We start from the raw sequence: 26,776 nt of genomic DNA, 5'->3' as shown, positions 1-26,776 counted from the left end.
TTGAATTTCGAATTAAGGATAGAAAAAATTACTCTTTATTATCAATAAACCTTTTTATAAATCTTGAATAATTTTAATCAATTAAAATAGTAGTTTGGCTATCTAATAAATGTTAGGACGTCATAACATTATTTTATAAATAGAATATCATTATAACTATTGTTAGGTATCTAGTAGTAGCTCGTCCTAACAAAACAAACGATTTAATAAAGCCTTATAAATCAATAATTTATAAGAGATTTATAAGAGTAGTTTTCATCTCAACTTCAACGTACAAAATGAAGTATCTCTAAAAATTAAAATGTCTTATTTATTTTTTCGGGTTTTACAACCACCACATCAATGTAATAGTATATTAAAAATAATAAGTATTTAATTTAGTTTAATTCAATATAAGAGGTGTATGCATTGTCCGAAAAAGTGTATAAATATAGAAGATCAGGTACCCAAAAACATTTTCACTTAAAAGAAGCTGACATATTTGTCTTTACAGTTTTATATTACAAAAGAGCACTTACAACAAGGCAAATCACGCAGTTATATAGTGCATTTGAGGGAAGAGACTGTTCTGAAGCTAGCATATTTACAAAGCTTGACCGTTACTCACAATATGGAGCTATGCTAACTAAAAGAATAGATAAAAGGGCTGATAGTATTACGAAACGCGCTTTATTTTCCTTAAAAGAAAAGACAATTGAATTCTTATTGGAAATAGGAAGAATTCCAAAAAAAAGTTCAAAAAGACGGTACTCAAGAACAACTTCTCTTCACACTATGTGTTCACGTGAAGTCATGATCCGTACTTTTTTAGCGACTACAAAGAAGACACAAACCAATGAATTATTATATGAATTGGATATTCGTTCTTTTTACCAGAAAAAAAATATAAAAATTGAGGGCAACCAATTGGCCTTGATTCCTGATGAACATATTTCATACCAAGATAAAAATATCCATATTGAGATGGACATGTGCAAAGAGACAAATTCTACCTTAGTTGAAAAAGTAGAGAAGTACATAGAATATGCAAAAAAAACAAATGAGGATGTAACGGTTGTCTTTGTTATGTACGACAAATCAATGTTCCTTGCTGAAGATGCAGAACCGCCATACATACGTATGAAAAATCTATTATTTTCTATGCGGAAGCATCATGAATTATTAATGAATATACCAAATCTAAATGTACACATTTGCTCATTGAAAGATGCTGGGGATGTTATTTCAGATATCATTCTAGGAACAGATGATAATCAAAACTGGGAACAAGATATTCTTTTTCCTTTATCTCAACGTACAGTAGGAGATGTCAATTGGCGTTACACTTTTGTCGAAAAAATTCAAACGTTTAAAGAATCAATAGATGGTGGCCTTCGACGCACATACAAGAGAGATAAAGCTTCTATTCAAGATTTCTTTTTTATTTTTGGAAATGAAAATGATTACCGAATGATTGCAAGATTAGATGATGTCGTGTTTTCAAGAAGGAATGGAGATGAAGGCATTCCGCTTGTAGTTATCTATCCTAAACGTGAAAATCCTAGAGATATTCTACTGATGGACACTTATGATAATGTACTACTTCTATCCATTCAAAATACAAATATAGCAACCGATGAACAGATCATGGTACATGCTGCAAATAACGTTAATCCGAAAAGACGTAAACTTGTAGAATTATATTAATCGTTTATTTTTTATATACTTTTATATAACTTTATTGATTTTTATTATTTAAGGTGATAGAATAACGTTTGAACTAAACACTCAAAACTACAATCAAATCAGAACATATGAAATTAAGGCAAGCGACACACGCTGTTTTTACAGTGGGTGTCGCTTGCCTTTTTTTGTATGGAGAAAGGTGGAAGTGGAAAATGACAATGAACTTACAATTTGCAACAACTACTGGGGGAGTGCTCTCAGCAAGAGAAGCATTTAAAACTCCAGAACTAGTCCTTAAACATATTACAGAAGGGGGAGCTAAATTTTGCGTTTCCCTACAAGATATCAAAATTCCAGGGAAACCTAATTATTATTGGTACGATGTAATAATTGAAACTGCGGCGAATAACAAACTAGAGATAAATATTGCAGTACTTTCTCAAGAAGAATATAACCAATTGTGTGAAGGAGATAGTATTGACTTATATTTAAAACAAACTGAAGATGCAGCGAAGTTCTTTCTAAAAAAATCAAAGGAACAATTCAAGCCAGAACTTCATAATCGTTTTACATTACACCATAAAGCTCAACTATGTCTTTAAAAAGTAGGTGAACCCTTATGGAGAGATCTAAGCAAAGATTACCATTATACACTACAATCGCCTTAATTAGCGGATTTATCCTTTCATTTGGATTTGGTGTAGCAAACTACATCCAGTTACTCTACTATGCATTTGAACCACCGTCTTATCCTATAGAAATTACATATGTACCACTATTTTTAATGTTCTTCTCTTTGCTATTAGGAGAATTTAGTTTTAGGTTCTACAGCCGTATCCCAGCTTTACAATTTCAAAATGGCAAGTTATTAATTTTAATTGCTTCTCATATTGCAGTAGATATTCAGTTTTTATGGTTTGCAACTACTCCTATCCATGCGAAAGTTATTCCTTATCTTATGAATAAAGCAAAACATGTTAATTTTGGTGAATATCAAGCAATAGGGGATGTATTAACAGGAAATTTCCATACACTCACCATGATATTTGTATTCTTACCGACCGTATTTATGATTTTGTTTACTCTTTGGTATAGTGGCCATATTATCCGTTACAGAGAAGAAATCTTAAAGTGGGTACAAAAATACGAATATAAAAATCATAAGTTGCAAAAGTGGTTTAATAGCCAAGAGGAACAAATACATCCTGATGTTGATATAGGTCCTCATATTAAGCACAAAGAAATGATTCGAATCAAGGGGAAAGATAGAACCCTAAATGGAATTATTATTGGTCCTATTGGTTCTGGTAAGACATCTAGTTTAATTATTCCAATGATTAATCAAGATTTACACTGGATGGTACGTTTTATAAATAAGTTTGAAAATACGTATAAAAAGAATAATTATGATACAGAAGAAGTAAAAGGAACATTTTTAAATGGGATAACTGTTATTGAACCGAGTAATGATTTATGTCAAAAGGTATTTAAGTTAGTACAAGCACACAAGATTCCTGAAAGTTCAATTTATTATATTGATCCCACAAACCCTGATACCAAAAACATTAATATTTTACGTGGACCAGTTGATAAAGTAGCCGAGGTTTTTGCAATGGTTATCCAGGGTCTGTCGGAATCTAATAATGCATTCTTTGAACAAGCACAACGGAACCACCTTAAGCAACATATTTATTTATTAAAACTACATAACCCACAAAAAGATGTGACCTTTGATGACTTAATAGATATGTACGTGCGTGTAAATGTCAAGATAAACATGTACATTTTCGCTTGTTTAAGCATGTACAAAATCAATCATTTTCTTTGCTAAAATGATCTTTAATTCGATAGGATTGTCCTACAATACTGACCACCGTGGCATGATGTAAGACACGATCTAGTATGGCATTGGCGAGTTTAGGGTCCTGGAATACTTCGTCCCAAGACTTGAAGTTGATATTGGTCGTTAGGATGGTACTACGCTTTTCATAACGCATATCGATTAATTGAAAGAATAATTTTGCATCCTCCGGATCAATAGGCAAGTACCCAATTTCATCAATAATAAGTAATTTGTATTTTGTATAGTGCTTTAAACGAGATTCTAGGCGATTCTCAATCTTGGCACGTTTTAAATTTTGAAGTAAATCATGACATTTAATAAAATAAGTACTTGTTCGCTTTTTAGCTGCTGCTATACCAATAGACGTGGCCAAATGGGTCTTACCAACACCACTAGGTCCTAAAAATACTATGTTTTCTTGTTGCTCTAAGAAACGTAGAGAAATAAAATCTAAGATTTGTTGTTTATTAATACTCGGCTGGAATTCGAAATCAAACTCATCAACCTCCTTTCTATGAGGAAATGCGCCCATTTTCACCATAGAATGAATCATATTTTGTTCTCGTACATCAATCTCATAGTTTGTCAGTTTAACAAGTGTCTCTACGAAGGATAATTCATTATTAATGCTAAAATCGACTACGTCACCTAAATGTTGTGCCATTTGTTTTAATTTTAAATACTCTAGGTTTGTTGTTAATTGTTGATAGCTATTCTTCATTTCTATATACCTCACCAATTACTGATAAATTTTGTTTCGCCAAATTGTCAATGTTCGGATATTTAGGTAGTGACTTAGCCAATGCTTTTTTATAATGTTCTTCTTTATAATTGAGCTTAGATTGGCTGATTTTATGTTGTACAATTAACTTCATGTTATGATAAACATATATTTGATTATCATATACTTGTAAACCGACGGTTTTACCTTGATATTCAGCTGGAACTGAGTATTGATTCGATTTGTAAGATATCATGCCTGATGTATTAACTTTTACAAGTTTATGCTTAATCATATAGGAATCTCTTATCGCGCTCTTCGGGAGTGGTTGTAGGAGATTCTTTTCCTGTTTTAGGGCAAACACTGGAATCTTACCAGTCCCTTGATGAAATGTTTGATTAATTCTTGCACATAATTTTTGCACAAATTCATGTAATTCTTCAAAAGTGAATCTTCCTTGATAAGCATGAATTTCGTCTAGAAGTTTCATTGGCGCTTCTACTTTCCCTTTGGTATTTGGTCGCCCTGCGATACAAGGTTGTACCTTAAATCCAAAATCTTGAGCGAATTGGGCAAACTTATTGTTAATCGTTCCTGTAAAGTGTTCTGTTCGAGCTTCATCCATTACCGTCTTCATATTATCCGTGACAATTACCTTCGGTACACCACCAAACATTTCAAATGCCTCTGTCATAAATGACATTAAAACACTTTGTGATTTTGAAATATTCAAATGAAAAACTTTAAATCTCGAGTAGGACAATAAAAGTACAGCTACATTCACATATACGATTTCGCCACTTTTGGTTTCAAATCGTATGCTTTCTTTCCAATCTAATTGAGCTTGTTCTCCTGGAGGTGTCTCATAACGGACACCCACTGAATGACCTGATAAAATACGCTTCCCCTCATCAAAATATGTTCTAAATTCAGGCTTTCTATTAATATAAGCACGAAATGCAGACTGTGAACATTTTAAACCGTGATTGTCTGTTAGATACTGCCATAACACTCGTTTGTAGTAGAAGATTTGTTTAGAATCACTAGATAAAAGAGCTGCAATCACTTCATAATATGTATCGATTTTCGATGTTTTATTTTTTGTCCCTTTTGGTGTAAAACCATTCAAATACTTATCTATGGTACGCCGATCCACATTCAATTCTCTGGCTAATTGACTTTTATTTATCTTCATTTTTAAGTTCCCCATTAGTTTTTTAAAATTTGGTAAGTCTGAAAGACTTTTAACCTCAAATTCTGTTTGAATATCTAGCTTAATATACATACTAACCACCTCAGAGTCAGTATGGAGAATCCAATTGAAAATGTACATATTTATTCAAGCGTTAATGTACATATTTAAGTTAGCATTTATACGTGCGCCCATAAGGGTAGATTTAGAATTGATTAAATAGCACTAATCTAGGTTAACTCACGAAAGACCTATTACCAATCACCTCACCTAGAAGGGAAACCTAAAGGGGAAAACAGCATGGTGATAAAGTCATAAGTTGGTCAACTACTAAGATCACGACTGAATGGCAAGGTAAAACTCATAAATAAGGATGAAGGCTACACTGCTTGAATGATAGACCAAGGGTGGTCAGCGATACGAGTAATGAAAGGTAGTTGATACATTACTAGGGAACAAGGTTATAAAGAGGATAGTTTAGGTCGTACATATAAACTATCAGTGAGTCTCTCCCTCCCAGCCACAGTAAGTGGAAAAAGGTCAAACGTCACATCCGACATTATGAAAGCTATTCTTTATCTATCTAAATGGGGATTGCCTAAGTTGGGATGCCACCGGCATACTTGCGAATTTGGCTATGAAGAATGACACCAAGTTACTAACAAGGTGTGTGACTTCTGAATACCCAATAAGGCAACGGAGCCTTCATAGTAGTCCGAGCTAGGGAAAGCCTAGTACATGGCGAAGGAAGGCAACTTATCCGGTCTAAAACAAAATTGGAAGGTGTGTGAGACACAATGAGAAATCCAAATGCAGTATTAGACAATCTGAATAAAAAAACAACTAACCCAGCTTATAAATTTGAACGTCTGTATCGAAATCTATATAACCAGGAGTTCTACTTTGCAGCATATCAAAAAATATATGCAAAAGAAGGGAACATGACTAGAGGAACAGATGGGCATACCATTGATGGTATGAGTTTGGAACGTATCGATAAAATTATTGAAAGAATTAAAAACCAAAGTTATCAACCAGCTCCATCTCGCAGAGTATATATCAATAAGGGGCAAAATAGGGGAAAGAGGCCTTTAGGGATACCCTCTATAGATGATAAATTAGTTCAAGAAATCGTAAGAAACATCCTAGAAGCTGTTTTCGAACCGACCTTTTCTAACAATTCTCATGGATTTAGACGTAATCGCAGTTGTCATACAGCACTAACACAAGCAACTAAAATCTTCAAAGGAGTTAAGTGGTGGGTAGAAGGTGATATCAAAGGCTTCTTCGACAATATTGACCATCACATTTTGATTAAACTGCTAAAAAGAAAAATTAAAGATGAAAAATTCATTAATTTAATCTGGAAATTTCTTAGAGCGGGTTATTTAGAAGATTGGAAATTCAATAATACTTATAGTGGCACTCCACAGGGAGGAATAATCAGCCCAATTCTATCAAATATTTATCTAAATGAACTTGATAAGTATATCGAAGAGTATAAAACACTATTTGATAAAGGCACACGCCGACAAAACAACATAGTATATACCCAAAAATATAAGCGACTTTGGTATTTAAAAAAGAAATTCGCAGATAGAAAAGTACTGGCTCCACACAATGAATTAACTGAGATTACAAGTGAAGTGAAAAGGCTTCAAAAAGATATACGTACAATGAGTTCAGTAGAATTAATGGATTCTAGCTTTAAGAGAATTCAATATGTACGATATGCCGACGATTTCCTAATAGGGATAATTGGTTCAAAACAGGACGCAGAAGAAGTAAAGAAAGACCTTACGGCTTTTCTAAAGAATAAACTAAATCTTGAACTATCATCAGAGAAAACACTCATTACACACGGCAAAATGAAAGCGAGATTCCTTGGATACGATGTAACTATAAGTAACCTTCAGGCTGTATACAAAGGCTCAAACAGTAGAATAGCCAAAAGGTATGCATCAAACAAGTGCGAAATTTACATGCCTAAGGAAAAATGGATTGGAAAACTTAAGGAGCTCAAAGTTCTTAAAATCGAAAAAGATAGTAGTTGGAAGTCTATTCATAGGGCCGAATTAATAAACTCCGACAATTTAGAAATTCTAAGTATATACAATAGTGAAATTAGAGGTTTATATAATTATTATAAACTAGCAAAAAATGTACACAGCCTACAGAAGTTTCGCTACATTATGAAATTCAGCATGGTAAAAACTTTTGCAAACAAATACAAACTATCAGTCAGCAAAATAATGAAAAAGTTTAATCATGAAGGCAATTTTAGAATTTCTTACACGACTAAAACTGGTCAGAAGCATAGATATTTCTATAATGAACCTTTGAAAAGAGTTTATGAAAATCCAACTACTAATAAAGAAATAGATATCGTTCCAAATACTATGATATATGCAGGACGCAATAGTCTAATCAGACGCCTTCAGGCTAGTAAATGTGAGTGGTGTCAAACTGAAAACACCGCTATCGAAATGCATCATGTTAAAAAACTCAAAGAACTAAAAGGAAAACAACTTTGGGAAAGAATCATGATAGCTCGCAACCGCAAAACACTAGCATTGTGTAAAAAGTGTCATGTTGACCTGCACGCTGGAAGGTTAGATTGAAATTCAGAGGATAAGTGGAGAGCCGTATACATGGAAACATGTACGTACGGTTCGGAGGGGAGCGTTTGAAAACCTATCACAGTAATGTGAAAAGGCGTTGGGCGCTTACCCTACGACGATGTAGAACGTGTACACCGTATGCACAAACTATTAAAAGTACAGGTAGAAAAATTATATGATTTTGTTCAAAGTGGTGTTGCTTCACGTGATCAAAAAAACGAATATAAGATTATAAAAGGTATCGATGAATGGTTCGGTGCGACACGTTTCTCTATAAATAGTTAATAACTATGAAATGAGAAGACTATCTAGATTAACACAGATAGTAATAACTGATTTAACGAGTGAGTGGAATGAAAGCCTTCATGTTGAGCTGAAACACTCCCAATAATACTCCTACATGCAGAGAAAGTTGATAGACTGCACTGTATGAAGCTAGGTAAAGACGCATGAAGAAAGTCTAAGTACATGACAACATGTATATGGCAATTGATAATGCGGTTGGCTATAAACTAATCATGGTGAGAATGACCAACTGGTCTGACGAAGATACGAATGTACGGGTCTAAAATTCGAATACAGTGAAAACTGTATCCCTTGTATGGGGTAAGTCAACGAAAAGTAAGAATCGAACCTATGAAATTCGTACTATGTAACAATGAACATAGAGAACTTACAGGCCTATAGTATCCACCTAAAATTAGATGTACAGCTAGTTAAATCGGAACGTGGGAAGCGAGAGACAACTATTTAAACCACTATCTTGGGGTTGGTTCATATAAGGTATAAAGCCGAAATTGATTTACTCTCGTGAAAGCAGGGGTACAGTACCGATGAAATTATGGAAACATAGTGGAGGGATAACCCCGAGTCATTAAAGAAATTAAGCAATAGTAACCAAATGAAGTTCATAAGGTCGAGTATGATGATGGGACTTTCCAAAAGGAAGGAGCAATATATCCATCGATGAACGCTACACTGAGAAACAGCGAGTACTACGGTATGCAATCCACCTTTGACACGCTATATGAGCGCAGTAAATATAACTGCACAAAAGGAATAGGATTATATGAAATTATAACATCAAAAGAAAATATACTACTCGCATACCGCAATATCAAAGCCAATACAGGCTCAAAGACAAAAGGTACAGATGGAATAACCATAGATAATTACAAAATGAAAAATGTAGAAAACTTCATAAAGGACATTAGAACAGCTTTAAATGATTATAAACCTCAAAAAGTAAGAAGGGTAGCGATACCTAAAGAAAACGGTAAAACAAGGCCTTTAGGTATTCCTACAATGAGAGACAGACTAATCCAACAAATGTTTAAACAAGTTCTCGAACCAATATGTGAAGCAAAATTCTACAATCATTCCTATGGATTTAGACCTAATCGAGCGACAAAACATGCAATAGCTAGATGTCAATCTCTTATAAATAAAGGGAATAAACATCATATAGTAGATGTAGATATAAAAGGATTCTTTGACAATGTAAATCACACCAAGCTAATAAAACAGCTATACAACATTGGAATAAAAGATAACAGGGTGCTAAGCATTATTTCAAAGATGCTTAAATCACCGATAGAAGGCGTAGGTATACCTTCAAAAGGAACACCGCAAGGTGGTATTTTATCACCACTACTATCAAACGTTGTACTGAATGATCTAGACTGGTGGATCTCGAACCAATGGGAAAACATGAATACGAAACACAAGTACACAAGCCTTCACAAATATAGAGCACTGAAGTCTACCAAGCTAAAAGAAATGTTTATCGTACGATATGCAGATGACTTTAAAATCTTTACAGATTCTCACGAATCTGCAAAGAAGATATTCCATGCAGTCAAAGAATACCTTGAAAATCACCTACAGCTTAATATATCAAGAGAAAAGTCAAAGATAACAAATATTACAAAGGGTAAATCAGAATTTCTAGGATTCAACTTAAAAGCAGTTAAAAAGAAGAATAAATTTGTTGCTAATACTCATGTTTCAAGTAAACAAATAAAAACTATTTTAGCTAAAACCAAAAAGTTAATCAAAGAAATTCAACATAAACCAACTGTAATATCTGTCAACAAATATAATCAATATATATTAGGAATTAAAAACTACTACCGAACAGCTACGCATGTAAATTATAATTTTCGCCTAATAGCCTATCGTCTATCACGAACCTTATATAATCGACTTAAAAACCATGTATTTGAAAAACCAATAAACCCTTCGGTTTTATATAAACGACTTCATAAAAACAACTATAAAACATACAAAATAATGGGAGTCTATTTATACCCAATAGCAGATATTCGAACTGAAAATGCAATGAATTTCAGTCAAAACATCTGTAATTACACCACGGAGGGAAGAAAAAATCACAAGAGAATTAAACAAAGTGTAGAACACGAAATCAATAAAATGATGTTCACACAAAGAAATGACAACTTGGAGTACGAGGATAATCGAATCTCTAGGTACTCTATGCAGTTAGGGAAATGCTCAATTTTAGGAACATTCCTAGAAGCTGAAGAGGTACATTGTCATCATGTAACCCCCAGAAAATTAGGAGGAAAAGATGATTTTAAAAACCTTGTGATTGTTCATAAATTAGTTCATACACTTATACATGCTACAAAGAAAGAGACGATTGTTAAATATAAAAACTTACTTCAATTGGATGGAAAACAATTGAGAAAACTCAATATGTTTCGTCAGAAATGTAATTTGGATATTATTGATTAGTTAATTTAATGATGGAACGCCGTATGCGGTGAAAATCGCACGTACGGTGTGGAGCAGGGGAAAAGGTGGAGATTGCCTCAAAACCTTACCTATTGCTATATAATACCATTCGTGAAAAAACGGGTTTCCAAGGGGAACCGGCCGTTTATAAATCTGGAAAATATCGTGGAAAACCAATGCATTATGACCGGGAAGAAGAATATGTAAAAGGTTTGCGTAACATCTTAAAAGATTTAGCCTCAAATGTTTTAATACGACGTGTTTTATTTGGAAAATCAGATTTTGATTTTGATGTTCACCTAGAGCAAGGTGGTATTTTACTAGTAAATACAGCCAAAGGAGAACTTGCAGATCTTTCTAATGTACTAGGAAAATTCGTATTACTAAGTATGCAAAATGCTGTATTCCGAAGAGAACCAAATATTTCACCATACCATCATATTATTGTGGATGAATTCCCTGATTATGGTACGCCAAGTTCTCCTATAAACGTAGCGGCGTGAAATGGAGAGGCTGACTCTTACACAGCCTAACTATTTGTTCGAATTTTATGGGTGAAACTCCCATTCTAGGATAATAGCTCATTAATCCTAGCCATGATACCCCTACATGCGCTAACTTACACACGAGTTAGGGTCTGAAGTTAGGTAAGGTCGTAACCTGATGGCACAACTCACTAATGCCTATATGGTGCGGTGGTCTTTAAAAACATCCCAATGGTGACGAAAGGAATCCATGTCTTGAAGCGTCGTGAGGGAATCCCTTCTTAACGTGAGCAATCGGAAGGAATAACGGGAACAAGGAGAAGTTCGAAATTCTAATCCTTGCACATAATCGGTTTCGTAATTACCGATTATGCTGAACCAGTATGTTAGAGCTACTCAAGACTGGTGAGTACCGTCGGCGTAAAGTGGGCACCTAAAGGAATGTAAAATAAGGGATAGAACAAATGGAACTTGGGAAGCTTGCATTGCCATAGGGAGTGTGATCCTGCTTGAAACAATGCAAGTGGCAGCGGTCTCGTAGTAGTGAGGAAGCGGAGTAATGTCCGTGGAGCGAAGGGGACCAGTCGATTCAGAATAACAATGGATATTTCAAATGTCTATATGAACCTCTTCTAGAGTGGGAATTAAACAGCACATCGTTACAATCGCTTGAATAATGGGGAGATGTAATGAGGATTAAAGGACATTTGATAGATAATGAAGCACAGCTCCAAGATAAGTTAGACCTAATATACAAAAAGGCCAAAGAAGATAACTCTTCTTTTCATGGCATGATAGAACTAATGAAAAACAAGCAGACTATTAAAACGGCAATTCACAACATTAAAAGCAATCGTGGGAGTAAAACGGTCGGAATTGACAAGAAAGACGTGAACTACTACCTACAAATGGAAACGGAACAGCTTATCAAACTCATCTGGGGACACATAGACAACTACAAACCTAAACCCGTTCGAAGGCATTACATTGACAAGGGCAATGGTAAAAAGCGCCCTCTAGGAATCCCAGCCATGATAGATAGGATAATCCAAGAAACAGCAAGAATGGTGTTAGAACCCATAGCGGAGGCGAAGTTTTTCAACCATAGTTATGGTTTTCGTCCCTATCGTTCATGTCACTATGCGATAGGCAGAATCTTGAATACCATTTCTAGGTCAAAAACGTACGTAGCCATCGAAGGTGACATCAAAAGTTTCTTTGACCATATTAACCATAATAAACTTGTTGAAATAATGTGGAATATGGGCATAAAGGATAAAAGATTCCTAACTATTATTAAGAAAATGCTAAAAGCAGGTGTACTAGAAGATAATCAACTTTTCCCTACGGAGTTGGGAACTCCACAAGGTGGAATTATATCTCCCCTGTTAGCGAACATATACTTAAATAACTTTGACTGGATGATAGCTAAAGAGTTCGAAGAACACTACGCGCGTTATACTGTTAAACACGCTTTCAGTACAGGACTTAGAAAAGTAGTTAGAAAACATAAGAAATGTTTTCTTGTTAGATACGCAGACGACTGGATAATTCTATGCGAGGATAAAGCACAGGCAAGAACACTCTTGACTAAAATCGATAAGTATTACAAACATATACTCAAATTAGAATTATCAAAGGAGAAAACATTTATTACCGATATGAGAGAGAAGACAGCCCAATTCCTAGGATTCGACATCAGAGCTGAAAAGATGAGACTGAAAAACCGTATTGCAGGAAAAGCTATACCGAACAAAAAGAAATTAAACTCTAAAATGAGAGAAATTCTTCGAGATACATACAATGTTCGGAAAACAACCAACTCTCATGATGTTGCCGCCCAAATAGAACTTATTAACGCCAAAATTATTGGCATTAGTAATTATTTCCGTATAGGAAATTCTGCTAGAATTTTCGTTAGATGCGATGACAAAATACGCTATACATTCTACAAGTCTATTAAGAACAAACATGGTGGAGGAGTATTCGAAAAAATGCTTACTCCAGCTGAAAATCTTGATAATCGTAAAGATAGGCATAAAGGGCATAAAACCAAAGTTCCCTTCGTTGAAGTCGATGGAGTTAAGATAGGATTAACCAAAATGAGTTTTACACCTAGTACTAAAGCACTCCTATACAATTATGATACGACCCCCTATACACAGATAGGAAGGATAATTTATTCGAGAAGACATGGAAAGGTCGATAAGAAAATGAGACCAACCATTTATTCGAACGACCAAATCAACCAAATGGTCTTGTATCAGATGCTTAGACAAACTAAGAATAAACGACTCTATAACTTTGAATATATACTTAATCGCGATTATGCATATAATCGCGACAAAGGAAAGTGCCGAATATGTAAGACAGGGTTGATTCCAACTAACATACATTGCCATCACGTTAATAACCGACTACCTTTAGAGAAAATCAACAAACTCAGCAATCTTGCCACCATGTGCATAAGATGCCATAAGCTTATACATCAAAAGGACTTAGAAGGCAGTATCTTATACAAACTACCGAAACTAAAGAAATACCGTGAGCTGCTACACATTTGAAATATATCTCATTGTTCACCTTATCTTAATCGCGAGGTAAAGAATAAGGATGATACCAACTAAATTTATTAGGGGTTATCAATCTGAACCGATGGAACGCCGTGTGCGGTGAAAGTCGCACGCACGGTGTGGGGCGGGGGAAAAAGTAGAGATAACTTCAAAGCTTTACCTATCGCGACCCGTAAGGGTTAGTAGCTACCCCAGCCCTCTCGGGCTAGGATGCTACACATTTGTGCGCCCGTTCAAAGAGTTCCCTGCACAATCTCGTAAATATAAAGTCATTCTGACAATTGCAAGTCAAACACTATCTCAATTAGCTTTGGATTTCACAGAGCAGTATATGTTTACTTTACTAGGTTCGTTCCGTAACAAGATGATATTTGGTGATGTAACACCATATGATGCGAAAATTTTCTCTGACATGTTTGGTGAAACAGAGGAATTTAAAGAATCCGAATCCGAACAAGGGATTTCTCCTATGCAAGAGAATCCCGTTAGTCGCTTAGGTTCGACATATCAAAAATTAAAAGAAGTCGTTATGTCACCAGGAGATATTATGGCACAAGGTGCCTTCATTTGTGCTGCGCGTATTGTACAAGACAATCATGTGCAACCTGTACAACAAATTACTAGTAACTTTGTACCCAAAGAGGAATTTACTCAAGCAATCATTCAAGTAGAGATCAAGTCTGGACAATATTGGGAAACTGAACGTCTTCGACTCATTGAAGAATCTATCGCAAAATCAAATCCTATGAAACATGTAGATGCAAATAATAAAAAACAGATAGAATCATTTCCACCTATGCATGGTGATAAAATAGAACAAAATAATTCCATAGAAACAAACACTGTAGAAAATGTAACTTTTCCTGATTATTTTAAGGATGTCAGTCAACAGGGAAATGTTATTGAAGAAACTGAAAATAAGTTGTATGAAGAAATTAAGGCATTCGTTATTGAATCACAACAAATCTCACCATCTCTTTTGCAAAGAAAATTCAGAATCAGCCATATAAAGGCTGTAAAATTTATTGAGAAGTTAGAACACAATCACATTGTGAGCACTTACACCGGGAATAGCCCTCGTAAAGTTTTAATTTCAAACAATAATAATACGTTGATATTATCAAAGGATTCTCAAATCAATACTACTCCTTCATCTAATACAGATTTAGATAATACGACTTCACGAGAAAATAGCATTCCAAACGAAAAATCAGAAGCAAAGCAAGAGGAAACAGGCTTCTTTAAAGACATCCTATATGATGATGTAGTAGCCTTTGTTAAGGCATCAGGGAATTCTTCTATACATGCACTACAGAACGCATTTAAAATTGATTATACACGTGCTTCAAGATTACAAGATGCCCTACAACGGAATGGCGAGCTGCCGAATATAACAAAAGAGACACATAGGGAAATAGTAGGTCCTAAAAAAAATATGGAGCTAGCAGAACGGAAGAAAGAGGTATCTAATACTATGCTGGAACCAAAAAGGGATATAGATTACCCAATTCATTTAGGAATTCCTGTAGAAACTGATCCATTGCAAAAAAAGCTTCTAACAGAGGGACTTATAACCACAGTATTAGAGGAAACAAAAACAGATATGAAAACTAATTTGAAACCAGCTACAAAAACAGTTAATCCCACTAAAGAAAATAAACTTGATGAAGAGGTTGCAAAAGTTTACGAATCTATTAGCATTACTGTTCATCAAAACTTAGAAAAGAATATGGTAGAGAACACTAGAAATAATGAAGAGCAGCATGAAGATAAACATATCGACTATAAAGAACGCAAAAAAAACTTAAAAGCCAAACAAAAGAATACGTATAACAATACAAATTCACTACTTAATAAAAACCAGCAACAAAAGAAAAATACATCTAATGTAATGAGTAAGGAATTAGATGATTTTTTTGATTAATACCTATAGAAACCTAAAATAACTTTTTATTCAAGATTATATTTTTAGGGAAAATCTAACTTAAATTAGGAGGAAAGGTTAGATATAGTATTTTAACTTTTCCCTTTTCAAAAAATAATACTTGCACAAATTACATAAAAACGTTATATTTTAATTAATAATTATACAAATAAAACATGACTTACGTGAAGGACACACCTTACGTACCATTCCAACGGTACAGGTGTGTCCTTTTTTACGTTCAAGGAGGAAAATATAATGGTTGAAGATAAGGTAAATACTCATATTACAAAAGAACTAGGGATGGCATTTGAACCGGATAACACGCTAGAGGACATCTTTATAGAATCAACTTTCAATCAATTTGAAAGAATACGTGAACATGAATTAGAAGAATTAGCTCGTATGAAACGTGAACGTACTGTAGGGAAAGGCTTAATTACAATAGTATCTGAAAAATTATTCCCAACTAAAAACGGGACATCTGAGCGGATACAAGTGCTCACAATGCAAATTGGTACTCATACGACAGCATATTGTCCACTTACAGAGGCAGGTATAAATATTCCTAAAAATCCTCAATGGCTGATAGGTAAAACAAAACCCGTTATTATTGAGCATTTCCAAAGAACTGAGGAAGGGAACTTTGCTGTTGTATCTATCACTGCAGGAGAACTTGCACTGCAAAGAAAATTATATGAAGAAATAGTAGAGCAAGAGGGGAATAAAGTATACACAGGAACAGTTTCTGGACATATTCCATCTGCACAAACTATTCTGGTTGAAGTTCATGGTGTAACAGTAGGAGTAAGATACTCGCAATGGTCTCATTCATTCGTTCGTTCGGCGGATATTATTATTGGCGATGTTGTAGAGCTTATCATCGATAAAGTAGTGGAAAAGGATGGGCGCTATGAGTTTAGAGGAAATAAAAAGAAACTTGAAACGGATCCAATGGAAAAACTATTAGAATTAAACAAACGACGTGACCGCTTTGTAGGTAAAATTGTAGGTGTAGATGCTATTGCTGGGATTTTCGTAGAAGTTGCACCAGGTATTCAATTTAAAGGGTTAAAGGGTCGTAATCTGGCAAATCCAACCGTGGATGACGCAATAAACCAAACAATTGTTACATGTGAGCTGCTTAATATTGATGCTAAAAATAGAAGAGGAACTGTACGTATTCTAAATTATCCGCAAGGCCAAAGTAAAAAATCTAATTCGTCAATTTACCAATTTTAATAGATGATTATGCGTACAATAAAGAAACAAATGTCTACTTATATTCCTTCTATTCCTCATTTATCAAGTGAGGATGTACAAGGACTTCAAATATATCGGATACATGACTTGGATAAAACCTATGTATTCCACTCTTATGACGAATTAGTTAAGTTTAAGCAGCTTTTAACAGAGGAACAATATGCTATACTCAATTTCATTGGTGTTCATACATCTGTTCGGTTTAATCATTTATTATATCTATTCAAGAATAAATTTTCACGGAAGAAAATTAATAATGCACTTCAAGGATTACTTTACTATCAATTTATAGAAAAATGGCAAGTAGAAATTTTTGATATGGAAATCTTTGAAGAAACATATACCTTATCCAATAATGGATTTAAACTACTAAAATACTGGCAAGGGAATATGTTCTTCTTTGCACCAGAGCGTCTTGACAATCATGGTAAATATGTTCACCTACGTTATTGGCATGACATAGACCTACTTTGTCATTTACGCTACGCTCCTTCATTTTTAGGTCATATTATGCATCCATCTATTAGTAAAGGGGTTTTTACCCCTTCTTTAAGTTTTATAGTAAATGGAGGAAAAGAACGTAAATTTAACTTTGTTGTATACTCCACCTTATTATCTGATCAAAAGGATCGATTAAAACGAATAATTGCTAGATGGCAGACTTTTGTAGAGTCAGGAAAAGATGTTATTATGCAGGACTTAGGGAATAACCCTACAATCTTAGTTATTTATGTTTCTACTAAAAAACAAGCAAAGAAAATTAATAATGAACTATTACTTGATTTAATTCCTGGTAAAGTATTGTTATGCATAGGGGAATCTTTACATTTTCAAGGATTACAACACGCTTTTTATCAACCTCTTGCAGAAGGGGAGATTAAACAATTAGATACAAAGCTATTTAAAGAAAACTAATCCACCTTACAAGCTTTCGCTTCAAGGGTGGCTTGTTTATTTTATAATTAGCTTGAAATATTCAAAAAAACTTAACAAAATTAATAATCCTGTATCTACCTCTATACAAAGCAAGGATTTTGCGAAATAATATTCTTTGACACCTGTTAATAAAATAACATTATATACAAATATAGTTATTTCATTGGAGGAATATACAAGAAAGGAGTACTATATTGCTACGTATACAAAGAGGGTACATGTACGATCCTGATAATAATGAGGTAATAGTAAATGAAATTTTCTATGATGGTACATCAGAAAAAAAGTTAGGCAGTAAAATGGGGATATTTGATCCAGTTAAAGTACCTATTGCTATTTTTGAAAAGGTCCAGGAAAACGAAAGTATGACCTATATGGAAAATGTTGAAGTAGAAGAAAAAAATATTAAGGAAATACTTTGTTATTTAGTTCAAAATCAAAAGCCCGAAAAACTATATTTTGAAATACAGTACATGAAGTAACACCAGGGCCTGAATATAAGAGGGGATTTATAGCAGGGGAATCAGGGGCATTATTATACAATACATGTGGGATCTGCATATAAACTTCCTTCTTATCTCTGTTCTATTGAAAACAATTGAATATAATATAAAAATGGTTTAATATAAATCTATATTTATTGTTTAATTGATTCCGTCTATTCCCACGCCCTATGTGTTGTGGTTGAGTTTTAGAAACAAGTTATATTTTTGTTTCAATTATGAAAGGGCTTCTTTGAGCCGATTAGTGTATATATAGCTTATTTTGCTATGCACATTTTAATCGACTTGAAGAAGTCCTTTTTGTGTTGTCTTCAAGTTAGGAATCACTTATACATAAACCTTTAGGACTAAAAGTATGCTAAATGAGAAAGTACAAATTTTGTGCTTTTTGTTTAATTTAGGGGAGAGATTATATGAATTTTTACAGAGTATAGCATAAAAAAATATGGATAAAACGCACATATTTCGTGCTTTTTATTTAGAAAAGAGGATATTTATGATGAAATATGAACATGCAATTACTTTAGATAAGCCAACATTATCAATAGGGGAAATCATTTAAAACTTTCAAAAGAAAAATTAATTAACACGTTAAATGTTATGAACTTACTATCTATAAAATCAAACCTTTATATTATTGTAAATCCCAAAATTTAACTATTAGGTAAGGTAATAAGAATCAATTCATACTGACATTCGAAAGAGAAGAACAAGGGAATCTAAATATGTAAAGTACTTGTTGCAATGCTAAAAGCACAAGGAATTAGAATATGAAACTTGAGAGGAGTTATATAATATGATTACAGTTAATCGAGGATACATGTATGATCCAGATGATAATGAAGTCTTAATTACCGAAATTTATTATGAAGCTGCTACAGATACTAAACTAGGAAGTAAAATGAATAACTTATCTTACTCATCCATTCCTAATGAGATTAAAGAAAAAATAGAAGCAACTGCTTCATTATCCTATGTGGAAAGCATTGAGATGTCTCAGCCATTAGCTGTCGTATATCAAAATGAAATTAACATGTATGGAAAACCAGAAAAATTATACTTTGAGTATACAAACATTTAAAAAGAAAAAAGACATTGAACAGTTGGTTTCAATGTCTTTTTTCCTTTTAAACTATAGAGAAACAAATGGTTAAGGCTTTGTTTGGCATCCTATAGTGTTTTAGGTGTGTTATACTTATATTTATAAATTGTAATATTACGTAGAATGTTAGGTTTGTTTGCTACTATTCAATATATATAACTGGAGGGAAAATTATGGTTTTTTTTAAAAAGGCAGTATGTGGTGTTTGTGATATAAAGGTTGGTTTAAATCGTTATAAAATACTAAAATCTGACGCATGGCTATGCCCAGATTGCTTTCATAAAGCAGGTGGCTTGGGTGTTGTAAGTGTAAGTACGGACACTATCGAAGAATTGAAAGCTACAATCGATGCAAAGGTAGCAAAACTTGCTGAGGATCCATTGTCATGCGCTGAAGGAATGTATCAATTCTGTATAGATAATACATTCGGTTCTGGCTTTAATGAAAAGTGGGGTGTAAAACACTTCAAGGTATTAGAAGATAACTTGATGAATGGCGAAAAAATACATATGACTTATATCGGAATGCACGATTATCAATCTACAACAAAGCATGATGGTTATTATGCCTACGCCATAAGTAATAAACGCATTATGTTCGGACAAAAAACAATGACTGGGGAAAAATTCAAAGCAGTAGATCATGAAAAGATAAATGATATATCTTTTGAAATAGGGATGTGGTTAGGCTTTCTAACAATTGATACTCCGCAAGAAAAGATCAAAGTTGCGTTAGATAAAGATTCAGCAAAATCCATTAATAATCATATCCATCAAGTTCTAGATGCTTTAAAAAGCAAACCTACTGAAGCTCAACCACAAGCAGTATCTGCTCCAATATCAACAGCAGACGAATTAAAGAAATTCAAAGAGCTATGCGATATAGGGGTTATTACAGAAGATGAGTTTAACGCCAAAAAGAAGCAGTTACTTGGTATATAAATACAAGATAAACAAGGCAAGTATATTAGAGGGAAAAAGACATTAAACGTATTTGTTCAATGTCTTTTTTATTACACTGCAGAGAAGCATGTATAATAAATATTGTAAATGAAATAGAAACTGCACCCTATACGAATTATTGACTAACCTAGAGTTTCTTTTTAGATGACAGTTTATTAAATTTTTAGCGATAAAAGCCAATAATTTAAAATTGAGACATCCTATTTCTTATAATCTGACTAATAATTTTTGTTACCTAGGACAAGGATACCAAGGTGCTGAGGAGGTACTAAGAAAAGTACGAATTTTCCCAAAGTTATCATAAATATTGCGTGGAATAGTCCACGTGTGCGTGACAGTATAGTTCTTTAACCTAGAATCAGGTGATACAATATCCCGCCATTCAGTAAGGAACCCTCCATCTTTGGTTAAATAAAGAATCTTAAAAACCGGATTCCACACTACTTCCCCCAAGAGGGTCCTGTTGTTATTTAGGATGTATGAAAAACTAACTTGACTACTCTTATCAGAATTTAGCATAACTGTACCAGTAACGTTAGATATAGACATAAAAACATCGCTTTTATCCCCAGTACTACTGTTGAATACAATCCAGCCTGGGGCAAAGTATATTTTAGTTAAGCGGATATTATCCAATTCAGCAATTTTTAAGACTGTGTCTTTTGGTTCAAATCCCATAAAATATCCCCTCTCATCCAAAAATATATTCATTGTATGAATGTATTTTTGTCCTAGTAAATTGGATTTAACTATTTTTAAAAATTAGGTAGTATTACTACTTTACTTAAATCTAAAATACATAAGTTGTCATGAACGAATTATTATTTTGAAGGAGATGAAATATTAATGCATATAGTTCCGTGTTGTCATCTACAGGTATATACATCATTTACACCAAATCCTATGCAGTATATTCCATATGGGTCATGGAATACTTTTGTACAGCTCAACCCGCAACCACTACCTCCTGGTACTTTTGTAGAACTCAATCCACAGCCACTACCTCCAAGATATCATTATTAAAAACAAAGGCTTTCTAAAAAACTTAAATTGCGGAGTACATCTAAAGACCACTGGAAAGGTAATCTTTAGATGTATTTACATACAGAACATTGCTTCATATACAACTACAGAGGAACAAAGCATTCTATTACAAGTAACCCCTAATTTAACTTTCACTTACCTTTGGACTTTCGTCCTTCATCAAGTTAAGGAATAAGGTATCTGTGATGATGGGTTCTAACAAGACTTCAAGAAGGTTTACAAATGTTATTAAGCATTGAAGGACGTTGGGAAATAAGGGCACAATATGAAAATAAATATGTAATAGTAAGGAGAAGAGAAGCGCATATATAATATACTTAAACGTCAATATAATTCTATTTTCCAAGGGGTGATTTGGATTAACGAGGAAGTACAAAGAGAGCTAAACCTATTAGTACAAAAAATTTGTGAGACCGTGTCTTCTGTCCAAAAAATTATCCTTTTTGGCTCTCATGCTTATGGTACACCAAATAAAGATCGTGATTTTGATCTTTGTATTATTGTGGATGGTGTAGGAACAAGAAAAAGAGAAGTGATTAATCTTATCAATTGGGGTATTTACGATGTGATGGAAACACCAGTTGATATTTTAGTATATGGACCTGAAGAGTTTCAAGAACGTGCTAACCGTAATGTAACCATGGAATACAAAATTGCACTAGGGGGGCAAGTTTTATATGAAAAATACTGAGGATCTAGAAGAGTTGCTATTCATTGCAAAATCTAATTTAGATTCTGCTAGGTACTTAACTCACATGAAACCTTTCCCTGCCTCAGTTATTTGTTACCATAGTCAACAATGTGTTGGGAAACCTCTAAAAGGATTTCTTACACTAAACATTAGAACAGCCCCTAAAACTCATAACCTTTTAATGCTGCACAAATTTTGTCGTAAATTAGATGAGGAGTTCTCATTGATTTTAGAACAATACGTGCAGCTGAATGGTTATGTTACAAACATTCGTTATCCGTATTTTGAAGCACTTACTGTCCAAGATGGATTAATGGCTCAACATGCTCAAAAAGTAATGAGTTTCTATAATGAAAAATTAAACAAGCTAAATATACATGAAATTGTGATTGATTAAAAATAGAGGATATGCATAAGAGAGGGTTCCTATAGCAAGGGACTCTCTTTTTCTATGTAAAAAAGAAGGGGCAAGTTTTATAATGATGAATACTTATAGAGAAATTAAAGAGGAAATGAAAAAAGTCAATTTATCTCGAGATTGTTGTTTTGTAGGTTAAAGTGGGGAAAAGATAGTCCGTTGTCACTATTATGTAATACAATTGCTGAGATTCTGCTAGAGAACCGTACAAAACCTATTGATATCTTGGCTTCCTAGGTTGGAGTAGAAACACTTCTATGATTGCTGATATCTCACTGACATTACAAAATATCTAGGCTAATACAGATATATAAGCAGCTAATCGCTTGTTTATACACTTCTAAACCTCTCGTGATAACAGTAATTAAGAGCCTTGCCTAATAAGACAAACAATGAATGTATTTCGCATTTGCTGCGCCAAGATATGTCTATTCAACCCTTCACGTTTTAATTCAAGTCGTATCATCTTTTGTATTGCAACCTCAGACAAAGCCTTTGGCGCATCTTTTTCGTAAACTCAACGATATGTTCCCTGATTAAAATTAAATGCTATAAACAAAGGATTATCTGTATACCGTCTAAGCCTTACATGTTCAGGAATAGTTATATAGTATTTGTAAAGATGCTTTGTATCTTCCTTGGTTAAGGAAACAGACCTAGTTACACCATTTTCTCCTGGAACAATTAAAGAGCAAGCTGTATATGGCTCATATTAAGCGATACAAGCCCTTGTAAGGACAACCCATAGTTTACTACTAAATTTATTATAGAAGCGTTTCTATCCATAATAAGAGGGCGATATTCAACGTGTCTTTCTGTTAATCCTTTTGTTGAAAGGGTAGTTTGTTTTAATAGTTTTTCTTCTGCTTCGGTAATAAAATCCTTATCACTTAGTGATTGATCAGGAATTTATGAGGGGTGAAAATCATCTACTGAAGTATCTATCGCTAAAGACATGTTCAATTTATTTAAGAACGGCCATATTCTGTGCCTTGTTTTCTAGCGCATAGAAATACTCCTAATAATTTTCTTTAGGTAGTTCACTTCATGATTTGATATCTAGGAGCTTCTCATTTGCTCTTAGTCACTTATAAAAACCAGTAATATCGTAATTATAACGTTCAATCCTAGATTGTTTACGTCCATTTTCTGCTAAATAAACAGAAAACGATTCTAATGCTACTTCTATACTAATACCCTTGTTCTTTATAATCACCTAAATTCTTATCATATATTATAACAAAAAATAAGTGAAAGACCTGCTACCGCCCTTTGCTGCGCTCGGTTGCTGGCATATAAAAAAGGAAAACGGACAAACAACCCTTTTCCTTTTTTATATGTTGTTTTTTATTTTCAATGACAAAAAGACAAATCTAGTCCTAATAAGGATTCATAGATTTGTCCTTTTACATGGGAGTAATGATATGTTTAATTACCATTATTATAACGGTTTTTACAAATATTTTCAATTAGGTCTGACATCTTATTAATAATCATATTAGTAATTGTAAAATCTATTATAAATATATATCTTATATATTAAAAAGAAATAAAGATAAAACTATTATAGGTTATCAAAAATAGGGGGAAACTCTACTCCCACAAGGGAAAATTTGATGTTAGCACGTAAAAAATCATAAATAGTAAAAAATGTATCCGTAGATTCAATAATTATAAGACTTTCAATTCTACAAAAAAGCAAAAAGAAAATCATATGTTTCTACATGAAATCGGAAAGAAATTGATACAAATTACTTTATATTTATTCAACTATGGAAATAAGCTTCATTTACTTTATTTTGGTAAATAAGCAGTATTTAACGTTCAATTATCCACATTTTGTTCAGAAAATGTAGTTATTTGTTAACATTACTCAGTATTTACACATAACTCACATTATTATTGATGATTTTTATTAGATATATACAACAACACTAGTAGTTACAATGATGTCAGAAAAATACTATTCACATTCGAGTATATTTGTCCTCATATCCACTGTTTTTATAATTTTATTTTTGATTTTTTGTAGGTATTATGAGGTATGTTTTATTACATTAGAAGAATACTCCCTGGCACTATGTGGAGAGTTATATAGTGCTAGAAGAGAATTTGTATAGAAGTGCATAAAAAAAGACTTCATTTTACATGAAGTCCTTCTGATTTTGTATTTATAAATAGAGTAGTAGAAAAAGAGTATGAATGAAACAACTACGAATAGCCCTCTAATTTCGATTTTTTCAAAAATAGAGAGCTCGTTACTATTATTTTATTTCCATTGCGTGTAGCACCTGATCTGGAGCTGTTATTGTTACACCAGCACGTACTAAGCGTTCGAAGGTACGCATAAACTCTAGTAAATTAAACTGTTTTGGTAGCTCAATCACACGCAGTTGTTCTTGTGGTAGTTTATCAATTGTTTCAATAAACCATTCACGTACATCACTTGGAATTGTGCGTTCTTTATGACCACGAACTTTTAGTTTTTCACGCATTTCAATTTCTAAAGCGATATATGCATGGAGATTCACTCCCTGATCATATGCATATTTTCTAAATAACGTTTCTTCCTGGTATTTTATATAATTACGGTGATAAGATTCTTCTGTTACTGGTACCGCAAACTTCTGCTTCAATAATGCATGCACATTTTTAAACATCTTTTTAATGTTACGAAGAGAGTACATAGAATAATGTAGGCCGAAATTAAAGATAGCTTGCTCACGTTCGCTATTTCTCTCTTTTGGTATATGCTGCGCAATAAGAGGGTAGATACCTTCTTTAGCTGCTGTATCGAGAATTTGATATTGAGATGTTTGATGCAATAGTTTCTTCAATGTATATACAATTTTCGTTGGATATCCTTCTTTTCGATCAACCATGTCACGTAGTCCGTGAATTACACTGCGAATTTGACGATGACAAGTATGCTTTAATACATGAATGAATTTATTCATGTCTGCAGAAAGTTCACCGATATTCATCTCTTGTAGGACTGCTTCGATAAATTTCGCTTTTCGAGCATAGGTAGCTTTTGGTGTAAATGGATCCCTATGTTGTTCTTCTCCAGCTTCTTTCGAACATAAGAAGTCTGAATGTATAGACAGATATAATGTTGTATATCGTTTTGTATGCTTTACACCTTTTTGCATTTTGCAAATTTTGAATAGGGGATTCCCCGTACATGGTAATGCAGTTGTTAATTCCTCGATAACCGCACGGATCTGATGCGGATATTTTTTATGTAAGAAACGATACATCCCACCGAAGTGAGTTTTGTTTCCTCTTTCGTCCTGCTTGTCTAAAGAACGCTTTAATGTTGTTTCCGTATGTTGTTGCATTGCGATGTCTAAGAATAGTTTCTTAGCTGCTACAGATAGCTTAAAGAAATCCTTTGTAAATACAACAGGACTAATATATACGTACGGATTTGCTTTTTCTGTTTCCTCATTCATAAAATGAGTGAGTTTGATTGTATAACGGCCATCTACTCCATTTTCGATGGAGATAATGTTATGTAAGTTTAATTTCTTTAATGCGATATAGAATTGAGAGTGTTGGATATAAGCAAATTCTTCTTTATATTGCTTGTAATCTTCCCACATCATATGTATGGTTACATTTGGAATGACGCCGTTTGTATAGCATTTTTTATGTAAGTACAAGAACACTTCAAGATCAGCATTCGTAATACCGTATAATTTATGTTTTCGTCCTGCTTTTTCTGCAAGTGTAGACATTGCCCGACGTGAAAAAGATGGTTTGGCTTTTTCAACAAAACCTTCTACATCCGCAATACGCTCTTCGTATGTCATGTGCTGCAAAATATCTTCTAAATATGTATCTTTATAGCTGTAGTATTTCTCCTCAAATGTTTCCACAAACTTTTGCCAAGATTTGAGTGTTACTAAAACTGCGTTTGTTGTTTTCCCATTTAAGCTACGTTGATTACGTATCACAAATGATTTTCCCATCTTTTTCACCTCCGTTCTACAAATTCAGAAATATATGTCAAAATACTATAAAATATACCAATTTTGATTATAGCAAATCGAAAAATGATGAAAGGTGCTCCT

18 protein-coding genes and 4 pseudogenes are annotated in these 26,776 nt (G+C 33.6%); 17 read left to right on the top strand and 5 right to left on the bottom strand.

The window, feature by feature from the left end:
• Positions 1-408 precede the first annotated feature (408 nt).
• The 3 genes from ACXKY9_RS32320 (at position 409) to ACXKY9_RS32310 (ending at position 3,496) form a co-directional block, all read left to right on the top strand.
• A complete protein-coding gene (locus ACXKY9_RS32320) occupies positions 409-1,686 on the top strand; it encodes a replication-relaxation family protein (protein ID WP_016090305.1) in 1,278 nt (425 codons plus the stop codon).
• Positions 1,687-1,793: 107 nt separating this feature from the next.
• A complete protein-coding gene (locus ACXKY9_RS32315) occupies positions 1,794-2,267 on the top strand; it encodes a hypothetical protein (protein WP_002006391.1) in 474 nt (157 codons plus the stop codon).
• Positions 2,268-2,284: 17 nt separating this feature from the next.
• Positions 2,285-3,496: a type IV secretory system conjugative DNA transfer family protein gene (locus ACXKY9_RS32310; RefSeq protein ID WP_016090304.1), complete on the top strand. Its 1,212-nt coding sequence runs from the start codon at positions 2,285-2,287 to the stop codon at positions 3,494-3,496.
• Here ACXKY9_RS32310 and istB read toward each other — a convergent pair.
• A complete protein-coding gene (gene istB, locus ACXKY9_RS32305; RefSeq protein ID WP_000798699.1) occupies positions 3,477-4,229 on the bottom strand; it encodes an IS21-like element IS232 family helper ATPase IstB in 753 nt (250 codons plus the stop codon). The genes ACXKY9_RS32310 and istB overlap by 20 nt on opposite strands.
• Entirely contained in the window at positions 4,219-5,514 is a 1,296-nt protein-coding gene (gene istA / locus ACXKY9_RS32300) for an IS21-like element IS232 family transposase (protein WP_000275580.1), read from the bottom strand. Before istA ends, istB begins: the two co-directional genes overlap by 11 nt.
• Positions 5,515-6,218: 704 nt before the next feature.
• Here istA and ACXKY9_RS32295 point away from each other — a divergent pair.
• From ACXKY9_RS32295 to ACXKY9_RS32245, 11 genes and pseudogenes are all read left to right on the top strand, one after another.
• A complete protein-coding gene (locus ACXKY9_RS32295) occupies positions 6,219-8,042 on the top strand; it encodes a reverse transcriptase/maturase family protein (RefSeq protein ID WP_001245659.1) in 1,824 nt (607 codons plus the stop codon).
• A 111-nt stretch (positions 8,043-8,153) separates the two neighbouring features.
• Positions 8,154-8,306 (top strand): annotated as a pseudogene (locus ACXKY9_RS32290) (conjugal transfer protein TraG); the annotation flags it as partial.
• A 702-nt stretch (positions 8,307-9,008) separates the two neighbouring features.
• A complete protein-coding gene (gene ltrA / locus ACXKY9_RS32285; protein WP_016090243.1) occupies positions 9,009-10,799 on the top strand; it encodes a group II intron reverse transcriptase/maturase in 1,791 nt (596 codons plus the stop codon).
• 101 nt (positions 10,800-10,900) lie between these two features.
• A pseudogene (locus tag ACXKY9_RS32280) lies at positions 10,901-11,302 on the top strand (conjugal transfer protein TraG); the annotation flags it as partial.
• Between the two features lie 671 nt (positions 11,303-11,973).
• On the top strand, positions 11,974-13,848 hold the full coding sequence (gene ltrA, locus ACXKY9_RS32275) for a group II intron reverse transcriptase/maturase (protein ID WP_040120029.1): 1,875 nt from the start codon (positions 11,974-11,976) through the stop codon (positions 13,846-13,848).
• 232 nt (positions 13,849-14,080) lie between these two features.
• Positions 14,081-15,781 (top strand): annotated as a pseudogene (locus tag ACXKY9_RS32270) (DNA translocase FtsK); the annotation flags it as partial.
• 258 nt (positions 15,782-16,039) lie between these two features.
• Positions 16,040-17,023: a hypothetical protein gene (locus ACXKY9_RS32265; protein WP_000228952.1), complete on the top strand. Its 984-nt coding sequence runs from the start codon at positions 16,040-16,042 to the stop codon at positions 17,021-17,023.
• A 9-nt stretch (positions 17,024-17,032) separates the two neighbouring features.
• The gene (locus ACXKY9_RS32260; RefSeq protein WP_170868018.1) at positions 17,033-17,959 is read left to right on the top strand and encodes a hypothetical protein; all 927 of its coding nucleotides are present in this window, start codon (positions 17,033-17,035) and stop codon (positions 17,957-17,959) included.
• 215 nt (positions 17,960-18,174) lie between these two features.
• Entirely contained in the window at positions 18,175-18,462 is a 288-nt protein-coding gene (locus ACXKY9_RS32255) for a hypothetical protein (protein WP_002183131.1), read from the top strand.
• Positions 18,463-19,279: 817 nt separating this feature from the next.
• A complete protein-coding gene (locus tag ACXKY9_RS32250; protein ID WP_000633815.1) occupies positions 19,280-19,564 on the top strand; it encodes a hypothetical protein in 285 nt (94 codons plus the stop codon).
• Positions 19,565-19,758: 194 nt separating this feature from the next.
• Positions 19,759-20,526, top strand: coding sequence for a PH domain-containing protein (locus ACXKY9_RS32245; RefSeq protein ID WP_016090248.1), 768 nt, complete (start codon positions 19,759-19,761; stop codon positions 20,524-20,526).
• Positions 20,527-20,778: 252 nt separating this feature from the next.
• Here ACXKY9_RS32245 and ACXKY9_RS32240 read toward each other — a convergent pair whose 3' ends face one another.
• Entirely contained in the window at positions 20,779-21,225 is a 447-nt protein-coding gene (locus ACXKY9_RS32240; RefSeq protein ID WP_016090249.1) for a hypothetical protein, read from the bottom strand.
• A 168-nt stretch (positions 21,226-21,393) separates the two neighbouring features.
• Between ACXKY9_RS32240 and ACXKY9_RS32235 the strand changes: the two genes are divergently transcribed.
• From ACXKY9_RS32235 to ACXKY9_RS32225, 3 genes are all read left to right on the top strand, one after another.
• A complete protein-coding gene (locus ACXKY9_RS32235; protein WP_000548401.1) occupies positions 21,394-21,570 on the top strand; it encodes a hypothetical protein in 177 nt (58 codons plus the stop codon).
• A 325-nt stretch (positions 21,571-21,895) separates the two neighbouring features.
• Complete coding sequence (locus tag ACXKY9_RS32230; RefSeq protein ID WP_033679413.1) at positions 21,896-22,282, top strand: nucleotidyltransferase domain-containing protein; 387 nt, start codon at positions 21,896-21,898, stop codon at positions 22,280-22,282.
• Entirely contained in the window at positions 22,269-22,679 is a 411-nt protein-coding gene (locus ACXKY9_RS32225; protein ID WP_000798818.1) for a HEPN domain-containing protein, read from the top strand. Before ACXKY9_RS32230 ends, ACXKY9_RS32225 begins: the two co-directional genes overlap by 14 nt.
• 391 nt (positions 22,680-23,070) lie before the next feature.
• On the opposite strand, the pseudogene ACXKY9_RS32220 reads toward ACXKY9_RS32225, so the two are convergent.
• Positions 23,071-23,916, bottom strand: a pseudogene (locus ACXKY9_RS32220) (integrase); the annotation flags it as partial.
• A gap of 1,048 nt (positions 23,917-24,964) precedes the next feature.
• Entirely contained in the window at positions 24,965-26,674 is a 1,710-nt protein-coding gene (locus tag ACXKY9_RS32215; RefSeq protein ID WP_016090251.1) for a hypothetical protein, read from the bottom strand.
• Between the last annotated feature and the right edge of the window lie 102 nt (positions 26,675-26,776).

It is taken from the genome of Bacillus sp. 2175, from assembly GCF_057812155.1.
The sequence above is the reverse complement of the archived record's forward strand: the minus strand, read 5'-3'. Positions and strand labels throughout refer to the sequence as shown.

Excerpts from the sequence above, each read along its gene's own strand:
- ACXKY9_RS32315 (WP_002006391.1), top strand. The coding sequence starts at position 1,794 with ATGAAATTAAGGCAAGCGACACACGCTGTTTTTACAGTGGGTGTCGCT.
- ACXKY9_RS32310 (WP_016090304.1), top strand. The coding sequence starts at position 2,285 with ATGGAGAGATCTAAGCAAAGATTACCATTATACACTACAATCGCCTTA.
- istB (WP_000798699.1), bottom strand. The coding sequence starts at position 4,229 with ATGAAGAATAGCTATCAACAATTAACAACAAACCTAGAGTATTTAAAA.
- istA (WP_000275580.1), bottom strand. The coding sequence starts at position 5,514 with ATGTATATTAAGCTAGATATTCAAACAGAATTTGAGGTTAAAAGTCTT.
- ACXKY9_RS32295 (WP_001245659.1), top strand. The coding sequence starts at position 6,219 with ATGAGAAATCCAAATGCAGTATTAGACAATCTGAATAAAAAAACAACT.
- ltrA (WP_016090243.1), top strand. The coding sequence starts at position 9,009 with ATGAACGCTACACTGAGAAACAGCGAGTACTACGGTATGCAATCCACC.
- ltrA (WP_040120029.1), top strand. The coding sequence starts at position 11,974 with ATGAGGATTAAAGGACATTTGATAGATAATGAAGCACAGCTCCAAGAT.
- ACXKY9_RS32265 (WP_000228952.1), top strand. The coding sequence starts at position 16,040 with ATGGTTGAAGATAAGGTAAATACTCATATTACAAAAGAACTAGGGATG.
- ACXKY9_RS32260 (WP_170868018.1), top strand. The coding sequence starts at position 17,033 with ATGCGTACAATAAAGAAACAAATGTCTACTTATATTCCTTCTATTCCT.
- ACXKY9_RS32250 (WP_000633815.1), top strand. The coding sequence starts at position 19,280 with ATGATTACAGTTAATCGAGGATACATGTATGATCCAGATGATAATGAA.
- ACXKY9_RS32245 (WP_016090248.1), top strand. The coding sequence starts at position 19,759 with ATGGTTTTTTTTAAAAAGGCAGTATGTGGTGTTTGTGATATAAAGGTT.
- ACXKY9_RS32240 (WP_016090249.1), bottom strand. The coding sequence starts at position 21,225 with ATGGGATTTGAACCAAAAGACACAGTCTTAAAAATTGCTGAATTGGAT.
- ACXKY9_RS32235 (WP_000548401.1), top strand. The coding sequence starts at position 21,394 with ATGCATATAGTTCCGTGTTGTCATCTACAGGTATATACATCATTTACA.
- ACXKY9_RS32225 (WP_000798818.1), top strand. The coding sequence starts at position 22,269 with ATGAAAAATACTGAGGATCTAGAAGAGTTGCTATTCATTGCAAAATCT.
- ACXKY9_RS32215 (WP_016090251.1), bottom strand. The coding sequence starts at position 26,674 with ATGGGAAAATCATTTGTGATACGTAATCAACGTAGCTTAAATGGGAAA.